Source organism: Streptomyces sp. NPDC058001, from assembly GCF_042886315.1.
Taxonomy (GTDB): domain Bacteria; phylum Actinomycetota; class Actinomycetes; order Streptomycetales; family Streptomycetaceae; genus Streptomyces.
In genome coordinates, this window is sequence record NZ_JBHVQT010000011.1 from 130,086 (window position 1) to 151,850 (window position 21,765).

The following is a 21,765-nucleotide window of genomic DNA, read 5'->3' on the forward strand; positions in this document are numbered from 1 at the left end:
TCTCGCCCTGGCCGGTCCCCCCCGTGCCCAGGCCGACCCACCCCGCCGCGTGCCCGGGGTCGTGCCACACCCGGTGGGTCTTTGTTACACGTGAAACATCGCCCGACGCAGCGACGGGCACAGCGGCCGACGTATCGGCGGGCGCATCACCCACCGGCGCCTCTACGGTCTCGGCCGACCGCCCCGCCGGCCACCCTCGCGCCAGGACCGGTCCCGGCCGGGGCTCCCGTGGGCGGTCCAGGCGACGCAGGACCATCACGCTCGGCGCCGTCTTCACGGCCGCCGCGATCGGACTCGGCTCCCTGCTGATCCAGTCGCTCGGCGATGACAACTCCGGCGCAGGCGCTACGAAGACGAATCAGCAGTCATCCGGTAACGGCCTCGCCTTCTCCGAGGGGCAGCTTGAGGGGCAGGTGACGGATCTCCTGAGTCGGCGCTCCACACCGAAGGGGTCGTCCCCCAGCCCGAAGTCGTCCTTCGATGTGCAATCCAGCCCCGACACTCCCCAGTCGAACGCTCCCCTTCGGGAGGAGACCACCGTGGGGGTGACTGTGCCGGAGTGCATAAAGAAGGGCATCGGTCGCTTCGACGCTCCCCTGGCGGCCGAGCAGGGAACCTACGAGGGCACGGACGCCTACCTCGTCGTCCTTCCGCATGAGACCGACATGACACGAGTCTCCGCGTACATCGTCGACGCCGCCTGCGTCCGGCAGCAGACCACCTCCACGGGCAAGGTGCTGCTCGCCCACTCCTACGCCCGGCACTGAACGAACGCATCGGTCCACACCCTGCCCTACAGGGTGTGGACACGCGTGCGTGTGCGCCCGGACACGTCGGGAATGCAGGCCCCGTAGGATCCGTTGGGTGGTGTGAGGGTCCTGAGTGAGGCGCTCCCGCCAGCAGTACGCAGCAGTCTCCAGAGACGAGGAATGAAGCCGTGAGCGACGTCCGAAACGTGATCATCATCGGCTCAGGGCCCGCCGGCTATACGGCGGCGCTTTACACCGCGCGCGCGTCGCTGAAGCCGTTGGTCTTCGAGGGCGCTGTCACCGCAGGCGGTGCGCTGATGAACACCACCGAGGTGGAGAACTTCCCGGGCTTCGAGGACGGCATCATGGGTCCCGAGCTGATGGACAACATGCGCGCCCAGTCCGAGCGCTTCGGCGCCGAGCTGGTCCCGGACGACATCGTCAATGTCGACCTCAGCGGGGAGATCAAGACCGTCACCGACACCGCCGGCACCGTGCACCGTGCGAAGGCCGTCATCGTGGCGACCGGCTCCCAGCACCGCAAGCTCGGCCTGCCGAACGAGGACACCCTCTCGGGACGGGGTGTCTCCTGGTGCGCGACCTGTGACGGGTTCTTCTTCAAGGACCAGGACATCGCCGTGATCGGCGGCGGTGACACCGCGATGGAGGAGGCGACCTTCCTCTCGCGCTTCGCCAAGTCGGTGACGATCGTGCACCGACGGGACTCGCTGCGTGCCTCCAAGGCCATGCAGGACCGTGCCTTCGCCGACCCCAAGATCAAGTTCATCTGGGACAGCGAGGTCGCGGAGATCCACGGCGACCCGAAGCTCGCCGGTCTGACTCTGCGCAACCTCAAGACGGGCGCGACCTCGGAACTGCCGGTGACGGGTCTGTTCATCGCGATCGGCCATGACCCTCGTACCGAACTGTTCAAGGGCCAGTTGGACCTGGACGACGAGGGCTACCTCAAGGTGGAGGCCCCCTCCACCCGGACGAACCTCACCGGTGTCTTCGGTGCGGGCGATGTCGTCGACCACACCTACCGTCAGGCGATCACCGCGGCGGGCACCGGTTGCTCTGCGGCTCTCGACGCCGAGCGCTACCTCGCCGCACTCGCCGACAGCGAGACCGCAGCGGCCACCGTCTGATCCCCCTACCCGCCTCACCGCACCATCGAGTTAAGGAGCCCGCCGTGGCCGGCACCCTGAAGAACGTGACCGACGACTCCTTCGAGGAGGACGTGCTCAAGAACGACAAGCCCGTACTGGTGGACTTCTGGGCCGCCTGGTGCGGTCCCTGCCGCCAGATCGCGCCGTCCCTCGAAGCGATCGCGGCCGAGTACGGCGACAAGATCGAGATCGTCAAGCTCAACATTGACGAGAACCCGGGTACGGCCGCCAAGTACGGCGTCATGTCCATCCCGACCCTGAACGTGTACCAGGGTGGCGAGGTCGCCAAGACCATCGTCGGTGCCAAGCCGAAGGCCGCCATTGTGCGCGACCTGGAGGACTTCATCGCCGAGTGATCGGTGGCGATGTTTCACGTGAAACATCGAATGGGCCAGCCCGGTCGGGCTGGCCCATTCGTGTGTCACAGCGGCCGGAGTACCGGTTCCTTCTGGACCGCTCCGAGCAGACGGTCGAGTGCCATCTCGACGTCCTCCTTCCAGGAGAGCGTCGTCCGCAGCTCCAGCCTCAGCCGCGGATGGGCATAGTGCGGCCGGACCGTCTTGAATCCCACGGCGAGCAGATGGTCCGCCGGGAGCACACACGCCGGTTCCTTCCAGCGAGCGTCACCGAACGCCTCGATCGCCTTGAAGCCCCGGCGCAGCAGATCCTTCGCGACGGTCTGCACCATGACCCGCCCCAGTCCCTGCCCCTGGTATCCCGGTGTGATCCACGCCGTCATCAGCAGCACAGCGTCAGGGGAGACGGGGCTCGTCGGGAAGGCGGTGGCACGGGGGACATAGTCGGGAGGCGCGTAGAGCACAAAGCCGACCGGGACATCGTCCACGTAGACGACCCGCCCGCACGAGCCCCACTCCAGGAGGACTGCGGAGATCCACGCCTCCTTCTCCGGCTCAGATCTGCCCGCCCTTACCGCGGCCTGCCCACTGACCGGATCCAGTTCCCAGAAGACGCAGGACCGACAGCGCTTGGGGAGATCCGGAAGGTTGTCCAGCGTGAGCGGTACAAGCCGACGCCCCATGAAGGCCGTTCCTCACTTCCTTCGCCCGCCGCACCGCGGGCCGCTGTCAGAGCGCTCCGTTCCCTGAGCAGACCGCCGATGAAACCGCCGATCGCTCCGAGTCCCAAGCCTGCGGTCAGCAGACCGGTGCGGCTCACCGTTCGCATGACCCTCGCCTCCCCGAAGAGGTCCTGCCAGGTGGATGCGCCCTACTCGTTCGCATCGTATCCACGAAGCGATTGCATCGATACCGACTGAAAGCAAAGAGCGGGTCGTTTTCCGGTACACACCGGACACGACCCGCTCTTGAGCTATTCAGTCCCGCTAGGCCGGCTGAGCCCTCTCCGGGGTCAGTCCTCCTCGTCCTCAAGGCCCTCGGTGAGGCCCTTCTGAAGCACGGGGCCCTCACCGGGCGCCAGGGAGCCGAGGATGCGCTCCAGATCGTCCATCGAGGCGAACTCGACGACGATCTTGCCCTTCTTCTGCCCCAGGTCGACCTTCACCCGGGTCTCGAACCGGTCCGAGAGACGCGTCGCGAGATCGGTCAGGGCGGGCGAGAGCCGCGCACCGGCCCGAGGTCCCTTGGCCCGGGACGGGGCCTGCGGACGCGACCCCATGAGAGTGACGATCTCCTCGACGGCACGCACCGACAGCCCTTCGGCCACAATGCGATGCGCGAGTCGGTCCTGCTCCTCCGAGTCCTCCACGGACAGCAGCGCACGGGCGTGACCCGCGGACAGCACCCCGGCGGCGACCCGGCGCTGGACGGCCGGAGGGAGACGGAGCAGGCGCAGGGTGTTGGAGACCTGGGGACGCGATCGGCCGATACGGTCGGCGAGCTGGTCGTGCGTGCAGTTGAAGTCCTTGAGGAGCTGGTCGTAGGCGAATGCCTCTTCCAGCGGGTTCAACTGCGCGCGGTGCAGGTTCTCCAGGAGGGCGTCCAGGAGCAGCTTGTCGTCGTCCGTGGCACGGACGATCGCCGGGATCCGCTCCAGGTCGGCCTTACGGCACGCCCGCAAGCGCCGCTCACCCATGATCAGCTCATAGCGCCCGGGGCCCAACTGTCGTACGACGACGGGCTGGAGAAGGCCGACCTCCTTGATGGAGGTGACGAGTTCGGCGAGGGCGTCCTCGTCGAACTCCTTGCGCGGCTGACGCGGGTTGGGCGTGATGGAGTCCAGCGGCAATTCCGCGAAGTGCGCCCCGGCCGTGTTGTCCAGGAACTCTTCCGGAGCCCCCATCGGCTCCATCATCTCCGGCGATCCCGTGCCCTGCGGCAGCATGGCCACCTTGGCCGCGGCCACACCACGTTCGGCGGTGAGGACGGGACCGGCGCCTGGCGAGGCTCCATTGGCCGGTCCCGAGGGAGCCGATTTCTCAGGCGTCGGGGCCGCCGGGATCAAGGCCCCCAAGCCACGGCCCAGACCCCTACGTCGCTCACTCACTGGATCCCCTCCGCCATACTCTGCTGATCGTTCTGAGTGCCCAGATGGGCGTGCTGGGCGTCGTACTGCATGCCCACCCCGCGTAGCGCGATCTCACGCGCCGCCTCAAGGTAGGACAGTGCACCACTGGAACCCGGGTCATAGGTCAATACAGTCTGGCCGTAGCTCGGTGCCTCGGAGATCCGGACCGAGCGCGGAATGCTCGTCCGGAGGACTTCCTCACCGAAGTGGGTGCGCACCTCCTCGGCGACCTGGGAGGCCAGCCGGGTGCGGCCGTCGTACATGGTGAGCAGAATCGTCGACACATGCAGCGAGGGGTTGAGATGGCCCCGGACCAGATCGACGTTCCGCAGGAGCTGGCCCAGTCCCTCCAGCGCGTAGTACTCGCACTGGATCGGGATAAGGACCTCGGCGCCGGCGACAAGGGCGTTCACGGTCAGCAGGCCCAGCGACGGCGGGCAGTCGATCAGGATGTAGTCCAGCGGCTGCTCGTACGCCTTGATGGCCCGCTCCAGCCGGCTTTCCCTGGCCACCAGGGAGACCAGCTCGATCTCCGCACCGGCCAGATCGATGGTGGCGGGGGCACAGAAGAGACCTTCGACGTCCGATACCGGCTGGACCACCTCGGAGAGTGGCTTGCTCTCGACCAACACGTCGTAGATAGAAGGGACTTCGGCATGGTGGTCGATCCCCAGTGCCGTCGACGCATTGCCCTGGGGATCGAGGTCGACCACCAGGACTCGGCCGCCGTGCAAGGCGAGTGACGCGGCAAGGTTGACCGTGGTGGTCGTTTTGCCGACGCCGCCCTTCTGGTTGGCGACCACCATGACTCGGGTCTGCTCCGGGCGGGGCAGACCTTCGCCGGCACGGCCCAGAGCTTCCATCGCCAGTTGGGCTGCACGACCGATGGGGGTGTCGTCCATCGGAGGCGGTGTTTCACGTGAAACATCCTCCCCCGTCGATTCGGTACGGGGACCGGGGACCGGATCGGCCATCGGTCCCGCGATGTTGGCGTTGGACCGCAAGGATTCACTCTCCTCGACTTCAGACTCGCAATGAACAGAGCCTGCCATGTCTTTGGGGTCGCGAACCAGCGAGGCCCGGTCTTCTGTGGAGAAATCCACCTCTGTGGACAACTCCGTGCCCTGTGTGGGGGGCTCCAGGCGGCCAAGAGGTCGGCGGTCGCGGGGTTCGGCCGCAGCCCGGCCGCGACTGATGATGCCTTGCAGCAGTGAGCGACGTTTCACGTGAAACACGATGCATAGCCGTCAGCGCCGTTTCGGCGCGACACTCCGGGGCGCGTAGGTTTGCCAGCTTGTGTGGAGTAGGGCTGGTCGTCAGGACGGCTGAGCGATCCGACCCGAGCCGGAGCTGACGTCGCCCTCATCGGCGCAACCACCGCCGCCGCCCTCAGGGACGGCGGCGTCAGCTCCTAGCGGCAGCGGCAGCGGCAGCGGCACCGGCACCGGCACCGGCAGCAGCAGCCTTCAGCGACGGCGCCGGGCCCGCCCCGTACTCGCGGCCTTGGCGCGCTTCGCGGCGAAGCGCACTCCCCCCGGACTCTCCCCGACCTCGACCCGTACGACCGTCGCCAGCGGGTCGACGATGTCCTCGCCGACATGGAGGACGGATGTCCGCACCGCGCCGAGCTTGCTGAGGGCGGCCTTCGCTCCCTTGACCTCTTCCTCGGCGGTGTCGCCCTTGAGCGCCAGCATCTCTCCGTACGGCCGGAGCAACGGGACACCCCAGGCGGCGAGCCGGTCCAGCGGTGCCACGGCGCGGGCCGTCACCACATGGACCGGGGTCAGTGTGCCGAGGACTTCCTCGGCACGGCCGCGGACCACCGTCACATGGTCGAGGCCCAGCAGCTCCACGACCTCGTTGAGGAAGTTGGTGCGGCGCAGGAGCGGCTCAAGGAGCGTGATCTTCAGGTCGGGGCGGACCAGGGCGAGCGGGATTCCGGGTAGCCCGGCGCCCGACCCGACATCGCAGACGGTCACACCCTCGGGTACGACCTCCGAGAGCACCGCGCAGTTCAGCAGATGCCGCTCCCAGAGGCGGGGCACTTCGCGGGGCCCGATCAGACCCCGCCGCACGCCCGCGTCGGCCAGCAGCTCCGCGTACCGGACGGCGTCGCCGAAGCGATCACCGAATACCTCCCGCGCCTCCTCCGGCGCCGGGGGGAGTTCCGCTGCCTCCGTCACGGGGACCGTCCTTCCGTACCGCACCTCGCACCGGGTGCTGACTATCAGGCTGACAAAGACCGGCCCCGTCTGCGAACAGACGGGGCCGGGACATCGTGGGTCGCTCAGGCGGGGAGCACGACGACGAAGCGCTCCGGCTCCTCGCCCTCGGACTCGCTCCGCAGTCCGGCGGCCTTGACCGCGTCGTGCACGACCTTGCGCTCGAAGGGCGTCATAGGCTTGAGCTTCACGGGCTCGCCGGTGTTCTTCACATCGGTGGCGGCCTTGACGCCCAGCTCCGACAGCTCTTCGCGCTTCTTGGCGCGATAGCCGGCGATGTCGAGCATCAGCCGGCTGCGGTCGCCGGTCTCGCGGTGCACGGCGAGCCGGGTCAGCTCCTGGAGCGCCTCCAGGACCTCACCGTCCCGGCCCACGAGCTTCTGAAGGTCGCGGCTGCCCGAGTCGCTGATGATCGACACGGCGGCGCGGTCGGCCTCGACATCCATGTCGATGTCGCCGTCCAGGTCGGCGATGTCCAGCAGGCCCTCAAGGTAATCCGCCGCGATCTCGCCCTCCTGCTCCAGGCGGCTCAGGGTGTCGCTGCCCTCGGCTGAGGCGGAGGTGGTGCCTTCCGTCACGGGATGGGCTCCTTCTTTACTTCTTGGACGGGTGCTTGGGGCGCTGCTGGCCCTTGCGCTGCCCGCTCTTGGCTTGGCTGCGGGTACCACTGGACGCCGGCTTGGCGCCGGCCGGCTTGGCGTCCTGTGGCTCGTCGGACTTCGACAGGGACGTCTTCCCCGACGAGGCGACGGAGCGGGCGGTGTCCGGACTGTCGGGCGACTTGGTGGTCGACGGCGCGGAATGGCGCTGGGACTTCGACTGCCGCTTGGGCTGCTGGCGCCTGGGTGCGGCGCCGCCACCGGAGCCCGGGGTGCCGTCCTCGGTCTCGGTGGCCACGGCGCTCTCACCGAGCGCCACGCTGCCGTCGGTCTGCGCGGCGAGACCGGCCTTACCGAGGCCGTTGATGAACTTGCGCTCGAACTCGTTGCGGTCGCGGCCCTTGGCGACGATGGCCTTGATCGCGGCGCGCTGGCTCCGCTTGCGGACCTTCTTGGTGTGCGTGACGTGCTTCAGGAGCCGGTCCAGGAACGCGGACTGTGCCTTGCTGCCCGGGGTCGGGTTCTGGTGGATCACGTACATCTGCTGGCCCATGGTCCACACGTTGGTGGTCAGCCAGTAGACGAGGACACCGACGGGGAAGTTGATGCCGAACACGGCGAAGATGACCGGGAAGACGTACATCAGCATCTTCTGCTGCTGCATGAACGGCGTCTTGATCGTGGTGTCGACGTTCTTCGTCATCAGCTGGCGCTGCGTGTAGAACTGCGAGAACGACATCAGGACGATCATGATCGCGGTGACCACGCGGACGTCCATGAGCGTGGCGCCCAGGGCGGCCACCTTGTCCTGGCTGTCCATGAACTTCGCGGCGAGCGGGGCGCCGAAGATGTGCGCCTTCTGCGCGCTCGCCAGGAGCGGCTGGTCGATGACGCCGACCGTCTTGCCCGAGGCGATACCGCTGAGCACGTGGTACAGGGCGAAGAAGAACGGGGACTGCGCCAGGATGGGAAGGCACGAGGAGAGCGGGTTGGTGCCCGACTCCTTGTACAGCTTCATCATCTCTTCGGACTGACGCTGTTTGTCGTTCTTGTAGCGCTCCTGGATCTTCTTCATCTCGGGCTGGAGCGTCTGCATCGCCCGGGTCGCCTTGATCTGCTTCACGAAGAGCGGGATCAGACAGATACGGATCAGGATCACCAGGGACACGATGGACAGGCCCCAGGCCCAGCCCGTGTCAGGGCCGAAGATCGCACCGAACAGCGAGTGGAACTGGACGATGACCCATGAGACGGGTGTGGTGATGAAGCTGAACAGACTGGCAATCGTGTCCACTAATCAGGCTCCTTGGGCATGGGACGGGGTCTCGGCGGCAGGGCTCGCGGGGTCAGGAAGGCTGTCCCCGGAGGGAGCGCCGGCGGCGGTAGGCCCGCCCTTGCGGTCGCGCCAGGCGTCACGCAGCATTTCGTGCCACCTCGGACGCTTGCGCGGCGGAACATGGTCGACTCCGCCGAGCGACCACGGGTTGCACCGCAGAATGCGCCAGGCGGTGAGCGCGGTGCCCTTGACCGCGCCATGCCGGTCGATGGCCTGGTATCCGTAGTGGGAGCACGACGGGTAGTACTTGCACACCGGCCCGAGCAGCGGACTGATGGTCCACTGGTACAGCTTGATCAGAGCCAGCAGGGGGTACTTCATCGTGCGCCACCTCCCAGCAGCCGCTCCAGGGCGGCGTCCAGGTCTTGGGCCAGTTGTACATGGTCGGCGTCACCCGCTTGGGGCAGCGCTCGTACGACTACCAGGCTACCGGGGGGCAGCAGGGCGATGCGGTCCCGCATCAGATGGCGAAGCCTGCGCTTCACCTTGTTGCGGACGACGGCTCCGCCCACCGCCTTGCTCACGACGAAACCCGCACGCGACGGGGGAACGCTCTCCCCAGGCGCGTACGGGTCGGTGGCACCGCTACGTAGGTGGACGACGAGGAGCGGGCGTCCGGCCCGGCGCCCCCGACGTACCGCGGTCGCGAAGTCCTCGCGCCGCCTCAGCCGATGCTCGGTAGGCAGCACGACGACATGACCTGACGGCGATCAGGCGGACAGTTGGGCGCGACCCTTGCCACGGCGGGACGCGAGAATCGCGCGGCCGGCACGGGTACGCATACGCAGCCGGAAGCCGTGGGTCTTGGCGCGACGACGGTTGTTCGGCTGGAAGGTGCGCTTGCTCACTCGGGGGCTCCAGAAATGATTGGTGGGTGGCGGGGTGCCGCCTGGCTGTCACCGTGCGCCCACGAGTAGCTCGCATATACGCCCGAGTGCACCGCTTTCCCGATCACTCGTCGTGCTTCTCAGCACTCAGTGTGATCTTTGCCCATCGGAGGCAGGCGGCAGCAGCCATCGACAACTCGACCTGGTCACGGTACGCGGGGCTACGCCATCCGGTCAAACCAGCGATCCCCGTCAGCGAGTAGGAGACACTGTGCACAGCCTGTGGACAACAACTTGAACCGCACCCGTCGCCCTGACTACCGTGGCTGAACTCCGATTCGTTCCGTTACCGCCGCAGCACCCGATCCGTTCCCCGGACCCTTCGAAAGTTTTTCCGACCCCGTCCCAAGAACCACACCTTCGTGGGACCTGCGAGAGAGCGTGCCCTGTGGCTGATGTACCTGCCGATCTTGCCGCAGTGTGGCCACGCGTACTGGAGCAGCTTCTCGGTGAAGGCCGCGGACAGGGCGTCGAGGCGAAGGACGAACACTGGATCAAGCGCTGCCAGCCGCTGGCGCTGGTCGCGGACACGGCCCTGCTCGCCGTGCCGAACGAATTCGCCAAGGGTGTCCTGGAGGGCCGGCTCGCGCCGATCGTCAGCGAGTCGCTGACCCGTGAGTGCGGGCGCCCGATCCGGATCGCGATCACCGTCGACGACTCGGCGGGCGCGGAACCCGGTCCGGCCCCCACGCCGCTCCCGCAGCAGCGCTACGAGGAGCCGGAGCTGCCGCCCGGCCCCGGCCCGGGACGCGACACCCGCGACGGCCGTGACACCCGCGACGGTCGAGACGGCCGGGACACGTACGACGGCTACGGCCGACGTCCCACCGACGAGCACCCGGGCGGACGCGGCGACCAGTTGCCGACCGCGCGCCCGGCGTACCCCGACTACCAGCGCGCGGAGCCCGGTGCCTGGCCGCGCGCGCAGGACGAGTACAGCTGGCAGCAGCCACGCCTCGGCTTCCCCGAGCGGGATCCGTACGCGAACCCGGGACAGCAGGGCCGGCGCGACTACCGCTCGCCGTCCCCTGAACGATCCGGTTACGAGCCGGAGAGGTCGCCGTACGAGACGGAGCGCGGTGCCTACGAGTCCGAGCGCGCGCCGTACGAGTCCGAACGTCCGCCGTACGAAGGGGAGCGCCCGGCCTACGAAGGGGAGCGCACACCGTACGAACAGGCGCGTGCGGAGTACGAGCAGCGGGCCGAGCGCCGCGAGCTGAACGAGCGGCGGGACCTCGGCGACCGGCGTGAGCTGTCCGACCCGCAGTCCGGGGCCGGCGGTCGCGGCTCGCACGGTCCCGGTTCCCACGGCGGCATGGGTCCGCGCGGTCCCCATGGTGTGCACGGTGGCCCCCCAGGGTCCGTGCAGCCCTCGTCGAGCGGCGCTCCCGGTCCGCTGGCCGCCCAGCCCGCGCCCGCGACCCGGCCCGGTGAGCCCACCGCCCGGCTGAACCCCAAATACCTGTTCGACACATTCGTCATCGGCGCGTCGAACCGCTTCGCGCACGCCGCCGCGGTCGCCGTCGCCGAAGCGCCGGCCAAGGCGTACAACCCGCTCTTCATCTACGGGGAGTCGGGGCTCGGGAAGACGCATCTCCTGCACGCGATCGGGCACTACGCGCGCAGCCTGTACCCGGGCACGCGCGTGCGGTACGTCAGTTCCGAGGAGTTCACCAACGAGTTCATCAACTCCATCCGTGACGGCAAGGGCGACAGCTTCCGCAAGCGTTACCGCGAGATGGACATCCTGTTGGTCGACGACATCCAGTTCCTGGCGGACAAGGAGTCGACGCAGGAGGAGTTCTTCCACACGTTCAATACGCTCCACAACGCGAACAAGCAGATCGTGCTGTCCTCGGACCGGCCGCCGAAGCAACTGGTCACGCTGGAGGACCGGCTGCGTAACCGGTTCGAGTGGGGTCTGATCACCGATGTGCAGCCGCCCGAGCTGGAGACGCGTATCGCGATTCTCCGCAAAAAGGCGGTGCAGGAGCAGCTCAACGCACCGCCGGAGGTGCTGGAGTTCATCGCGTCCCGTATCTCGCGCAACATCCGGGAGCTGGAGGGCGCGCTGATCCGGGTGACGGCCTTCGCCTCGCTGAACCGGCAGCCGGTGGATCTCGGTCTGACGGAGATCGTCCTCAAGGACCTGATCCCGGGGGGCGAGGACTCGGCGCCCGAGATCACGGCGACGGCGATCATGGCCGCGACGGCGGACTACTTCGGGCTGACGGTGGACGACCTGTGCGGTTCCTCGCGCAGCCGGGTGCTGGTGACGGCACGGCAGATCGCCATGTATCTCTGCCGTGAGCTGACGGATCTCTCGCTGCCGAAGATCGGCGCGCAGTTCGGCGGGCGCGACCACACGACCGTGATGCACGCGGACCGCAAGATCCGGGCGCTGATGGCCGAGCGCCGCTCCATCTACAACCAGGTCACCGAGCTGACCAACCGCATCAAGAACGGCTGACACCGGCCGCGAGACGGCCGGACGCCGGACCCGCTGGGCGCCGGCCCGGCCGCGGACACGGCCCAAGGGCGTCCCGGGAGACCACCTCCCGGGGCGCCCTTCGTCGTGCGCGGGTCACCCGCTGTTCGATTACCTGCCCCGATGTGCCCGTTCTCCACAGATCTGCGGACTTTTTCGCGTCCACACCCTGGGGACCGGGAAGTTTTCCAGACCGCGTCCACAGGCGAGGCGGGCGGGGAGTGGTCGGCGCAGGTCAGATGGCTGTGGATTCGTGGACAACAGCTCTCCACAGACTGTGGACGACGCGGCCGTCCACAGGGTGCCCCGAGCGTTGTCCACCGCCCGCCCACAGGCAGCGGCCAGTTGTCCCCAGCTTCGGGCGGCTTCTCCACACCCCTGTCCACTGTTCGGCAACGCAACGCGCTCTCTCACCGCGTCGAGTGAAAGGCGTCACACCAAGGCGTCCGGTTGGCCTGTGGGGAACGTGGGTAAAGCTGGGGACGGCGCTGGGGAGAAGTGGCCCCTGCCTGTGCATCGGGTGTGCAGAACTTTTCCCCGTCCACAGAGAAGCCGGGTTGTCCACCGCCTCCACCCACAGGACCGGTGGACAAAAAACCGCCTCTGAGCTGGGAAAACGGGGTTATCCACGGTATCCACAGCCCCTACTACTACTACCAACTTGAGAGAGCGGGAGATTGGCTTCGAAGTGGGGGCTGTGCACAACTCGCGGTCCGGAGCGCCAGGACCCGTCGGCATGACTTGACCCCGAGGGGCACCTACTGTCAGTGGCGTACGTCAGACTGTTCCCCGGTGTCCTTCCCATCCGTGGGTCTGGCGACACCGAGTCAGACGACGAAGCAGGCAGGGCGAGAGCAGCCAGCAACAGCAGGAGGCGGGCTTACGGTGAAGATCCGGGTGGAACGCGACGTACTCGCGGAGGCAGTGGCCTGGGCTGCGCGCAGCCTGCCGGCCCGCCCGCCGGCGCCTGTCCTCGCGGGCCTGCTGCTGAAGGCCGAGGACGGCATGCTGAGCCTGTCCAGCTTCGACTACGAGGTCTCGGCGCGCGTGTCCGTCGAGGCGGAGGTCGAGGAGGACGGCACCGTTCTCGTCTCCGGCCGCCTCCTCGCCGACATCTGCCGCGCCCTCCCCAACCGGCCGGTGGAGATTTCCACAGACGGTGTACGGGCGACCGTGGTCTGCGGCTCCTCGCGGTTCACACTCCACACACTGCCTGTGGAGGAGTACCCCGCGCTGCCGCAGATGCCGTCCGCGACGGGCACTGTCCCCGGTGAGGTCTTCGCCTCGGCCGCCGCCCAGGTCGCCATCGCCGCCGGGCGCGACGACACGCTGCCGGTACTTACCGGTGTGCGGATCGAGATCGAGGGCGACACCGTCACGCTGGCGTCCACCGACCGCTACCGCTTCGCGGTCCGCGAGTTCCTGTGGAAGCCCGAGGTCCCGGACTCGTCGGCGGTCGCCCTGGTGCCCGCGAAGACCCTCCTGGACACCGCCAAGGCACTGACCAGCGGCGACAGCGTCACCATCGCCCTGTCCGGCAGTGGCGCCGGTGAGGGCCTGATCGGCTTCGAGGGCGCCGGACGGCGGACGACGACACGGCTGCTCGAAGGCGACCTGCCGAAGTACCGCACGCTGTTCCCGACGGAGTTCAACTCTGTCGCGGTCATCGAGACCGCCCCGTTCGTCGAGGCCGTCAAGCGCGTCGCGCTGGTCGCCGAGCGGAACACCCCGGTGCGGCTCAGCTTCGAGCAGGGCGTGCTCATCCTGGAGGCCGGTTCCAGCGACGACGCACAAGCTGTGGAAAGGGTCGACGCCCAGTTGGAGGGCGACGACATCTCCATCGCCTTCAACCCGACGTTCCTGCTCGACGGCCTCAGCGCGATCGACTCGCCGGTCGCCCAACTGTCGTTCACGACGTCGACCAAGCCCGCGCTGCTCAGCGGCAGGCCCGCGCTCGACGCCGAGTCGGACGACGCGTACAAGTACTTGATCATGCCGGTGCGCCTGTCGGGCTGAGTCGGCGCAGGTGGGAGTACGTCTGAGCGGCTGAGCCCACAGGTGTGCGCGAAGGTGCGGGCGTAGGCTCGGACGGGGGTACGAAAGTGCCCGGTACGCCACATCGCGACGGTTAGGAACACTGATGGAGCTGGGTCTCGTCGGCCTCGGCAAAATGGGCGGCAACATGCGCGAGCGCATCCGCCGTGCGGGCCACACCGTGATCGGATACGACCGCAACCCGGACGTGTCCGATGTCCAAAGCCTGGAAGAGCTGGTGAGCAAGCTCAAAGGCCCGCGCGTGCTGTGGGTGATGGTGCCCGCGGGCGCCGCGACCCAGGCCACGATCGACGAACTCGCCGCGCTCCTGGAGCCGGGTGACATCGTCGTGGACGGCGGCAACTCCCGCTGGACGGACGACGAGAAGCACGCGGTGGAGCTGGGCCTCAAGGGCATCGGCTTCGTCGACTGCGGCGTCTCCGGCGGCATCTGGGGCCTGGAGAACGGCTATGCGCTGATGTACGGCGGCTCCGCGGAGAACGTCGCGAAGGTGCAGCCCGTCTTCGACGCCCTCAAGCCCGAGGGCGACTTCGGCTCGGTGCACGCCGGCAAGGTCGGCGCCGGGCACTTCGCGAAGATGGTCCACAACGGCATCGAGTACGCGATGATGCAGGCGTACGCCGAGGGCTGGGAACTGCTGGAGGCCGTCCAGTCGGTCACCGATGTGCGCGAGGTCTTCCGCTCCTGGCAGGAAGGCACCGTCATCCGCTCCTGGCTGCTCGACCTCGCGGTCAACGCGCTGGACGACGACGAGCACTTGGACCACCTCAAGGGGTACGCGGAGGACTCCGGCGAGGGCCGGTGGACGGTCGAGGCCGCCATCGACAACGCGGTCCCGCTGCCCGCCATCACGGCGTCCCTGTTCGCGCGGTTCGCCTCGCGCCAGGACGACTCCCCGCAGATGAAGATGATCGCGGCGCTGCGCAACCAGTTCGGCGGCCACGCGGTCGAGAAGAACTGACACCACCAGGGGAGGTCGGCGAACGACCATGCACGTCACGCATCTGTCGCTGGCCGACTTCCGCTCGTACGCCCGGGTCGAGGTACCGCTCGACCCGGGCGTCACCGCCTTTGTGGGGCCCAACGGCCAGGGCAAGACGAACCTCGTGGAGGCCGTCGGCTATCTGGCGACCCTGGGCAGTCACCGGGTCTCGTCCGACGCCCCGCTCGTCCGCGTCGGCGCGGAGCGCGCGATCATCCGGGCCACCGTCCGGCAGGGCGAGCGTCAGCAACTCGTCGAACTGGAACTCAATCCGGGCCGCGCCAACCGTGCCCGTATCAACAAGTCGTCGCAGGTCAGACCGCGTGACGTGGTGGGGATAGTGCGGACGGTCCTGTTCGCGCCCGAGGACCTGGCGCTGGTCAAGGGCGACCCCGGCGAGCGCCGCCGGTTCCTTGACGAGCTGATCACCGCCCGCTCCCCGCGCATGGCGGGCGTCCGCTCCGACTACGACCGGGTACTCAAACAGCGCAACACCCTGCTGAAGTCCGCCGCGCTCGCCCGGCGGCACGGCGGACGGTCCCTGGACCTGTCCACGCTCGACGTCTGGGACCAGCACCTCGCGCGCGTGGGCGCCGAGTTGCTCGCCCAGCGGCTCGACCTGATCGCCGCGCTGCAACCGCTCACCGACAAGGCGTACGAGCAACTCGCGCCCGGCGGCGGTCCGGTCGCCCTGGAGTACAAGCCGTCCGCGCCCGGCGACGCGCACTCCCGCGAGGGCCTGCACGACCAGCTCCTGGCCGCGCTCACCGAGGTCCGCAAGCAGGAGATCGAGCGCGGTGTGACACTCGCCGGACCGCACCGCGACGACCTGCTCCTGAAACTCGGCCAGCTCCCCGCCAAGGGGTACGCGAGCCACGGCGAGTGCTGGTCGTACGCGCTGGCGCTGCGGCTGGCCTCCTACGACCTGCTGCGGGCCGAGGGGAACGAGCCCGTGCTCGTCCTCGACGACGTCTTCGCCGAGCTGGACGCGCGCCGCCGTGAGCGGCTCGCGGAACTGGTGGCGCCCGGCGAGCAGGTGCTCGTCACGGCCGCCGTGGACGACGATGTGCCGGGCATCCTGGCGGGGACCCGGTTCACGGTCTCCGACGGTGGCGTGGAGCGCGTATGAGCGGGCCGCGGGACATCCGCCGGTCCACAGACCCGGGCGGCCCCTCGGGGACCCCGCTGCCGGGCGCCGGCGAGGGCGCGGGCGGCGGTCCCGCTCCGGGTTCCGTGTCTCCCCCGCCTCCCGAGCCGAGCGGTGTCGACCTCGCGCGGGTCGCTCTGCGTGCCGCGAAGGAGCAGGCACGCGCGCGGGGGGACGCGGCGGCGCAGAAGAAGCAGGCGCGCAGGGGCGGCCTGCGTTCCGGCGCGCGTGCCGACGGACGCGACCCGATGGCGCTGGGCGCCGCGATCAACCGGCTCATCACCGAGCGCGGCTGGGAGACCCCGGCCGCCGTCGGCGGGGTCATGGGCCGCTGGCCGCAGATCGTCGGTGACGATCTCGCCAACCACTGCGTCCCCCAGAAGTACGACGAGGACGAGCGCGTCCTGACCGTGCAGTGCGACTCCACGGCGTGGGCGACCCAGCTCCGGCTGCTCGCCCCGCAACTGGTCGCACGGCTGAACGAGGACCTGGGCCACGGCACGGTGAAGCTGCTCAAGGTGCTCGGTCCCGGGGGCCCCGCACGTCGCTTCGGCCCCTTGCGTGCCCCTGGCAGCACAGGCCCCGGCGACACCTACGGATGACCTTGCCGCGCGCCTCGGAGACGCGGCGCGCGGCCGTCGCTCGGGGTTGACACCCCGAAGCGCTGAGTGCCGCTGTGAGCCTCTTTTGGCCCGGGGCCGCATATGGGGAGTCGGTGGAGACCGGTTCAGGGCGGCACATGCGGACTCAGGTACCGGCAAACCCCCATCACTGTCGGCGCTACCGGTAGACTGGAAGCAATCCTGCCCCACTCGTGGGACACACACCGAGCAACGCTGATAAAGGCTTACCACCGCAACACGCCGCAGCCGCTCCGGCCACCGCCGGGAGCCTGGCTTGTGCTGTGCCAGAAAGGGCGCTTCGTGGCCGATTCCGGCAACCCCAACGACAACATCCCGTCCACCGCAGCCGGCAAGCCCGGCGAGGCCGTACCGCACGCCCCTCAGGCGGCAGCGGAGACGGCCTCGACGTACGACGGCAGTGCCATCACCGTCCTTGAGGGTCTGGACGCGGTGCGCAAGCGCCCTGGCATGTACATCGGCTCGACCGGTGAGCGTGGGCTTCATCACCTGGTGCAGGAAGTCGTCGACAACTCCGTCGACGAGGCACTGGCCGGCCACGCGGACACCATCGACGTCACGATCCTCCCCGACGGCGGCGTACGCGTCGTGGACAACGGCCGTGGCATCCCCGTGGACATCGTCGCGTCCGAGAACAAGCCCGCCGTGGAGGTCGTACTGACCGTCCTGCACGCGGGCGGCAAGTTCGGCGGCGGCGGCTACGCCGTCTCCGGCGGTCTGCACGGCGTGGGCGTCTCCGTGGTGAACGCCCTGTCCAGCAAGGTCTCCGTCGAGGTCAAGCGCGACGGCTACCGCTGGACCCAGGACTACAAGCTGGGCGTGCCCACGGCACCCCTCGCGCGGAACGAGCCCACCGACGAGTCCGGTACGACGGTCACGTTCTGGGCCGACGGCGACGTCTTCGAGACCACCGAGTACTCCTTCGAGACGCTCGCGCGGCGCTTCCAGGAGATGGCGTTCCTCAACAAGGGTTTGACGATCAAACTCACTGATGAGCGTGAATCGGCGAAGGCCACCGCCGGGGCGGACACGGACCAGCCGAGCGACGACACCGAGGCCCAGGCGCGCACGGTGACGTACCACTACGAGGGCGGCATCGTCGACTTCGTGAAGTACCTCAACTCGCGCAAGGGCGAGGTCGTCCACGACACCGTGATCGACATCGAGGCCGAGGACAAGGACAGGCAGCTGTCCCTTGAGGTCGCGATGCAGTGGAACACCGGCTACAGCGAGGGCGTGTACTCCTTCGCGAACACCATCCACACGCACGAGGGCGGTACGCACGAAGAGGGCTTCCGGGCCGCGCTGACGGGTCTGATCAACCGCTACGCGCGCGACAAGAAGCTGTTGCGCGAGAAGGACGACAACCTCACGGGCGACGACATCCGCGAGGGTCTGACGGCGATCATCTCGGTCAAGCTGGGCGAGCCCCAGTTCGAGGGCCAGACGAAGACCAAGCTGGGCAACACGGAGGCGAAGACCTTCGTACAGAAGGTCGTCCACGAGCACCTGACGGACTGGCTGGACCGTAACCCGAACGAGGCCGCGGAGATCATCCGCAAGTCGATCCAGGCGGCCACCGCGCGCGTGGCGGCCCGTAAGGCGCGCGACCTGACCCGCCGCAAGGGCCTCCTGGAGACCGCGTCGCTGCCGGGCAAGCTGTCGGACTGCCAGTCCAACGACCCGACGAAGTGCGAGATCTTCATCGTCGAGGGTGACTCCGCCGGCGGTTCGGCGAAGTCCGGACGCGACCCGATGTACCAGGCGATCCTGCCGATCCGAGGCAAGATCCTGAACGTCGAGAAGGCGCGGATCGACAAGATCCTGCACAACCAGGAGATCCAGGCGCTGATCTCGGCCTTCGGTACCGGTGTGCACGAGGACTTCGGCATCGAGAAGCTCCGCTATCACAAGATCATCCTGATGGCGGACGCCGACGTCGACGGTCAGCACATCAACACGCTTTTGCTGACGTTCCTGTTCCGCTTCATGCGCCCGCTGGTCGAGTCCGGCCATGTCTTCCTGTCCCGCCCGCCGCTGTACAAGATCAAGTGGGGCCGTGACGACTTCGAGTACGCCTACTCGGACCGTGAGCGCGACGCCCTGATCGAGCTGGGCCGCCAGGCCGGCAAGCGCATCAGGGAAGACTCGATCCAGCGCTTCAAGGGCCTCGGCGAGATGAACGCGGAGGAGCTGCGCATCACCACGATGGACATCGAGCACCGCGTACTCGGCCAGGTCACCCTGGACGACGCCGCCCAGGCCGACGACCTGTTCTCGGTCCTCATGGGTGAGGACGTCGAGGCCCGCCGTCAGTTCATCCAGCGCAATGCCAAGGATGTCCGCTTCCTCGACATCTGAGTCGGTCTCAGCTGACCGCAGCAGAAAGGATCTTCACCAGCAATGGCCGACGAGAACCCCCCCACCGTGCCCGAAGACGCCGAATCGACCGTGCGCATCGAGCCCGTCGGGCTCGAAACGGAGATGCAGCGCTCGTATCTCGACTACGCGATGTCCGTCATCGTGTCCCGCGCGCTGCCCGACGTACGAGACGGCCTCAAGCCCGTCCACCGCCGCGTCCTGTACGCCATGTACGACGGCGGCTACCGGCCCGAGAAGGGCTTCTACAAGTGCGCCCGTGTCGTCGGCGACGTCATGGGCAACTACCACCCGCACGGCGACTCCTCGATCTACGACGCGCTGGTCCGTCTCGCGCAGCCCTGGTCGATGCGGATGCCGCTGGTGGACTCCAACGGCAACTTCGGCTCCCCGGGCAACGACCCCGCCGCCGCCATGCGCTACACCGAGTGCAAGATGGCGCCGCTGTCCATGGAGATGGTCCGTGACATCGACGAGGACACCGTCGACTTCACGGACAACTACGACGGCCGCTCCCAGGAGCCGACCGTCCTGCCGGCCCGGTTCCCGAACCTGCTGATCAACGGCTCCGCCGGGATCGCGGTCGGCATGGCGACCAACATCCCGCCGCACAACCTCCGCGAGGTCGCGGCCGGTGCCCAGTGGTATCTGGAGCACCCGGACGCCTCGCACGAGGAGCTGCTCGACGCGCTCATCGAGCGCATCAAGGGCCCCGACTTCCCCTCCGGCGCCCTGGTCGTCGGCCGCAAGGGCATCGAGGAGGCGTACCGCACGGGCCGTGGCTCGATCACCATGCGCGCGGTGGTCGAGGTCGAGGAGATCCAGAACCGCCAGTGCCTGGTGGTCACCGAGCTGCCCTACCAGGTCAACCCGGACAACCTCGCGCAGAAGATCGCCGACCTGGTGAAGGACGGCAAGGTCGGCGGCATCGCCGACGTCCGCGACGAGACCAGCTCCCGTACGGGCCAGCGGCTCGTCATCGTCCTGAAGCGGGACGCGGTCGCCAAGGTCGTCCTGAACAACCTCTACAAGCACACCGATCTCCAGACGAACTTCGGCGCCAACATGCTGGCGCTCGTCGACGGAGTGCCGCGCACGCTCTCCCTCGACGCGTTCATCCGTCACTGGGTGGCCCACCAGATCGAGGTCGTCGTCCGGCGGACGAAGTTCCGGCTGCGCAAGGCCGAGGAGCGCGCGCACATCCTGCGTGGCCTCCTGAAGGCCCTGGACGCCATCGACGAGGTCATCGCGCTGATCCGGCGCAGCGACACCGTGGAGATCGCGCGGACGGGCCTGATGGGTCTCCTGGAGATCGACGAGATCCAGGCCAACGCCATCCTGGAGATGCAGCTGCGCCGACTGGCCGCCCTGGAGCGCCAGAAGATCGTCCAGGAGCACGACGAACTCCAGGTCAAGATCAACGAGTACAACGCGATCCTTGCCTCGCCGGTCCGCCAGCGCGGCATCATCAGCGAGGAACTCGCCGCGATCGTCGAGAAGTACGCCGATGACCGCCGTTCCAAGCTGGTGCCCTTCGACGGTGACATGTCCATCGAGGACCTCATCGCCGAAGAGGACATCGTCGTCACCATCTCGCGCGGGGGGTACGTCAAGCGCACCAAGACGGACGACTACCGCTCCCAGAAGCGCGGCGGCAAAGGCGTGCGCGGTACGAAGCTCAAGGAAGACGACATCGTCGACCACTTCTTCGTGTCCACGACGCACCACTGGCTGCTGTTCTTCACCAACAAGGGACGCGTCTACCGCGCGAAGGCGTACGAACTGCCGGACGCCGGCCGTGACGCGCGCGGGCAGCACGTCGCGAACCTGCTCGCCTTCCAGCCGGACGAGGCCATCGCCGAGATCCTCGCCATCCGGGACTACGACGCCGCGCCCTATCTCGTCCTCGCGACAAAGGCGGGTCTGGTCAAGAAGACCTCACTGAAGGATTACGATTCGCCCCGCTCCGGCGGTGTGATCGCGATCAATCTGCGGGAGACCGAGGCCGGCGGGGACGACGAACTGATCGGCGCCGAACTGGTCTCCGCCGCCGATGATCTGCTCCTCATCAGCAAGAAGGCCCAATCCATCAGGTTCACCGCGACGGACGAAGCGCTCCGCCCGATGGGCCGCGCCACCTCGGGCGTCAAGGGGATGAGTTTCCGCGAGAGCGACGAGCTGCTCTCGATGAATGTCGTCCGGCCCGGTACGTTCGTGTTCACCGCCACCGACGGCGGGTACGCGAAGCGGACCCCTGTCGACGAGTACCGCGTCCAGGGTCGCGGTGGCCTCGGTATCAAGGCCGCCAAGATCGTGGAGGACCGCGGATCGCTGGTCGGGGCGTTGGTGGTCGAGGAGACGGATGAGATCCTGGCCATCACGCTCGGCGGTGGTGTGATTCGTACGCGAGTCAACGAGGTCAGGGAGACCGGCCGTGACACCATGGGCGTTCAACTGATCAACCTGGGCAAGCGCGATGCCGTGGTCGGTATCGCTCGTAACGCCGAGGCCGGTCGTGAGGCCGAGGAAGTCGACGGGGACACTGTCGACGAATCGGTCGACGGCGAGACGGTCACCGGTACGGACGAGGGCACGGAGTCCACGGCCGAACAGCGCGAGGAGTAAGT

19 protein-coding genes are annotated in these 21,765 nt (G+C 68.1%); 10 read left to right on the top strand and 9 right to left on the bottom strand.

Annotated features, from left to right (window positions below; all coding sequences use genetic code 11):
* The first annotated feature begins 539 nt into the window (after window positions 1-539).
* The 3 genes from ACFVT5_RS27255 to trxA all read left to right on the top strand — a co-directional run bounded on the left by ACFVT5_RS27255 (window position 540) and on the right by trxA (window position 2,274).
* Entirely contained in the window at window positions 540-767 is a 228-nt protein-coding gene (locus ACFVT5_RS27255) for a hypothetical protein (protein ID WP_389893314.1), read from the top strand.
* Window positions 768-937: 170 nt separating this feature from the next.
* The gene (trxB, locus tag ACFVT5_RS27260; RefSeq protein WP_389893317.1) at window positions 938-1,897 is read left to right on the top strand and encodes a thioredoxin-disulfide reductase; all 960 of its coding nucleotides are present in this window, start codon (window positions 938-940) and stop codon (window positions 1,895-1,897) included.
* Between the two features lie 44 nt (window positions 1,898-1,941).
* Window positions 1,942-2,274, top strand: coding sequence for a thioredoxin (gene trxA / locus ACFVT5_RS27265; RefSeq protein ID WP_389893320.1), 333 nt, complete (start codon window positions 1,942-1,944; stop codon window positions 2,272-2,274).
* A 65-nt stretch (window positions 2,275-2,339) separates the two neighbouring features.
* Here the strand turns inward: trxA and ACFVT5_RS27270 are convergent, their stop codons facing one another.
* From ACFVT5_RS27270 to rpmH, 9 genes are all read right to left on the bottom strand, one after another.
* Complete coding sequence (locus ACFVT5_RS27270) at window positions 2,340-2,957, bottom strand: GNAT family N-acetyltransferase (RefSeq protein WP_389893322.1); 618 nt, start codon at window positions 2,955-2,957, stop codon at window positions 2,340-2,342.
* A 329-nt stretch (window positions 2,958-3,286) separates the two neighbouring features.
* Window positions 3,287-4,381: a ParB/RepB/Spo0J family partition protein gene (locus ACFVT5_RS27275; protein ID WP_389893325.1), complete on the bottom strand. Its 1,095-nt coding sequence runs from the start codon at window positions 4,379-4,381 to the stop codon at window positions 3,287-3,289.
* Window positions 4,378-5,454: a ParA family protein gene (locus ACFVT5_RS27280; protein ID WP_389893881.1), complete on the bottom strand. Its 1,077-nt coding sequence runs from the start codon at window positions 5,452-5,454 to the stop codon at window positions 4,378-4,380. The genes ACFVT5_RS27275 and ACFVT5_RS27280 overlap by 4 nt, the downstream gene beginning before the upstream one ends.
* A gap of 414 nt (window positions 5,455-5,868) precedes the next feature.
* A complete protein-coding gene (gene rsmG, locus ACFVT5_RS27285; RefSeq protein ID WP_389893328.1) occupies window positions 5,869-6,585 on the bottom strand; it encodes a 16S rRNA (guanine(527)-N(7))-methyltransferase RsmG in 717 nt (238 codons plus the stop codon).
* 104 nt (window positions 6,586-6,689) lie between these two features.
* Window positions 6,690-7,202, bottom strand: a complete 513-nt coding sequence (locus ACFVT5_RS27290; RefSeq protein ID WP_389893331.1) for a protein jag — start codon at window positions 7,200-7,202, stop codon at window positions 6,690-6,692.
* A gap of 16 nt (window positions 7,203-7,218) precedes the next feature.
* Window positions 7,219-8,517, bottom strand: coding sequence for a membrane protein insertase YidC (gene yidC, locus ACFVT5_RS27295; RefSeq protein ID WP_389893334.1), 1,299 nt, complete (start codon window positions 8,515-8,517; stop codon window positions 7,219-7,221).
* Between the two features lie 3 nt (window positions 8,518-8,520).
* Window positions 8,521-8,880 carry a membrane protein insertion efficiency factor YidD gene (gene yidD / locus ACFVT5_RS27300; protein WP_389893337.1) on the bottom strand — a complete coding sequence of 120 codons (360 nt, stop codon included), beginning with the start codon at window positions 8,878-8,880 and terminating at the stop codon, window positions 8,521-8,523.
* Window positions 8,877-9,248 carry a ribonuclease P protein component gene (gene rnpA, locus ACFVT5_RS27305; RefSeq protein ID WP_389893340.1) on the bottom strand — a complete coding sequence of 124 codons (372 nt, stop codon included), beginning with the start codon at window positions 9,246-9,248 and terminating at the stop codon, window positions 8,877-8,879. Before rnpA ends, yidD begins: the two co-directional genes overlap by 4 nt.
* Window positions 9,249-9,269: 21 nt before the next feature.
* A complete protein-coding gene (rpmH, locus tag ACFVT5_RS27310; protein WP_389893343.1) occupies window positions 9,270-9,407 on the bottom strand; it encodes a 50S ribosomal protein L34 in 138 nt (45 codons plus the stop codon).
* Window positions 9,408-9,834: 427 nt separating this feature from the next.
* On the opposite strand from rpmH, the gene dnaA reads away from it, so the two are divergent.
* The 7 genes from dnaA (at window position 9,835) to gyrA (ending at window position 21,763) form a co-directional block, all read left to right on the top strand.
* Window positions 9,835-11,916 carry a chromosomal replication initiator protein DnaA gene (gene dnaA / locus ACFVT5_RS27315; RefSeq protein WP_389893346.1) on the top strand — a complete coding sequence of 694 codons (2,082 nt, stop codon included), beginning with the start codon at window positions 9,835-9,837 and terminating at the stop codon, window positions 11,914-11,916.
* 903 nt (window positions 11,917-12,819) lie between these two features.
* Complete coding sequence (dnaN, locus tag ACFVT5_RS27320; protein WP_389893349.1) at window positions 12,820-13,950, top strand: DNA polymerase III subunit beta; 1,131 nt, start codon at window positions 12,820-12,822, stop codon at window positions 13,948-13,950.
* A 124-nt stretch (window positions 13,951-14,074) separates the two neighbouring features.
* A complete protein-coding gene (gene gnd / locus ACFVT5_RS27325) occupies window positions 14,075-14,950 on the top strand; it encodes a phosphogluconate dehydrogenase (NAD(+)-dependent, decarboxylating) (RefSeq protein WP_389893352.1) in 876 nt (291 codons plus the stop codon).
* A 28-nt stretch (window positions 14,951-14,978) separates the two neighbouring features.
* Window positions 14,979-16,100 carry a DNA replication/repair protein RecF gene (gene recF / locus ACFVT5_RS27330; RefSeq protein ID WP_389893355.1) on the top strand — a complete coding sequence of 374 codons (1,122 nt, stop codon included), beginning with the start codon at window positions 14,979-14,981 and terminating at the stop codon, window positions 16,098-16,100.
* On the top strand, window positions 16,097-16,720 hold the full coding sequence (locus ACFVT5_RS27335; RefSeq protein ID WP_389893358.1) for a DUF721 domain-containing protein: 624 nt from the start codon (window positions 16,097-16,099) through the stop codon (window positions 16,718-16,720). The genes recF and ACFVT5_RS27335 overlap by 4 nt, the downstream gene beginning before the upstream one ends.
* 297 nt (window positions 16,721-17,017) lie before the next feature.
* The gene (gene gyrB, locus ACFVT5_RS27340; RefSeq protein WP_389893360.1) at window positions 17,018-19,120 is read left to right on the top strand and encodes a DNA topoisomerase (ATP-hydrolyzing) subunit B; all 2,103 of its coding nucleotides are present in this window, start codon (window positions 17,018-17,020) and stop codon (window positions 19,118-19,120) included.
* Between the two features lie 42 nt (window positions 19,121-19,162).
* Window positions 19,163-21,763 carry a DNA gyrase subunit A gene (gene gyrA / locus ACFVT5_RS27345; RefSeq protein WP_389893361.1) on the top strand — a complete coding sequence of 867 codons (2,601 nt, stop codon included), beginning with the start codon at window positions 19,163-19,165 and terminating at the stop codon, window positions 21,761-21,763.
* Window positions 21,764-21,765: the final 2 nt, after the last annotated feature.